General features: G+C 45.5%; 1 protein-coding gene. It reads left to right on the top strand.

The features are described 5' to 3' along the window. Positions 1 to 2: 2 nt before the first annotated feature. Positions 3 to 404, top strand: a complete 402-nt coding sequence (locus HMPREF2983_RS08075; RefSeq protein ID WP_070667672.1) for a DUF3408 domain-containing protein — start codon at positions 3 to 5, stop codon at positions 402 to 404. The last annotated feature ends 62 nt before the right edge of the window (positions 405 to 466 follow it).

The following is a 466-nucleotide window of genomic DNA, read 5'->3' as shown; positions in this document are numbered from 1 at the left end:
GTATGAGCCAAGCTGAAAGTTCAAGTGAACAAACTGTAACTGAATTTCGGGCAAAGGGAATGGAATATATTCAAGAGCAAAAACAACAAGAAACAGAGCATGCCATAGAGCATGCCATGCCATCCGAGCCTGTACTGCATACAGAGCATGCAACTATTCAACGACGTATCAGTGCCAAGATGAGGAAAGAGACACTCGACGCATACAAGCAGGCGTTCCTCGTTCCGGCAAAGCTAAGTGAGAGAAAGGCGGTCTATCTGAGCAGAGAGACGCAGGAACGTGCCGACTTCATCGTTCGCAGGTTGGGTGACAGGGGCAGCAATCTTTCAAGTTTCGTGGAAAACATCGTGCGCATTCATTTGGAGGAATACAGAGAAGATATAGAGAAATGGAGGAAGCTATAAACAACAGGAAAACAGTTAAGGACTATCAAGTAAAAGGATGTCCCTTTCACTCAAAATCCTCG

It is taken from the genome of Prevotella sp. HMSC077E09, assembly GCF_001814685.1.
Lineage (GTDB): Bacteria > Bacteroidota > Bacteroidia > Bacteroidales > Bacteroidaceae > Prevotella > Prevotella oris.
The sequence above is the reverse complement of the archived record's forward strand: the minus strand, read 5'-3'. Positions and strand labels throughout refer to the sequence as shown.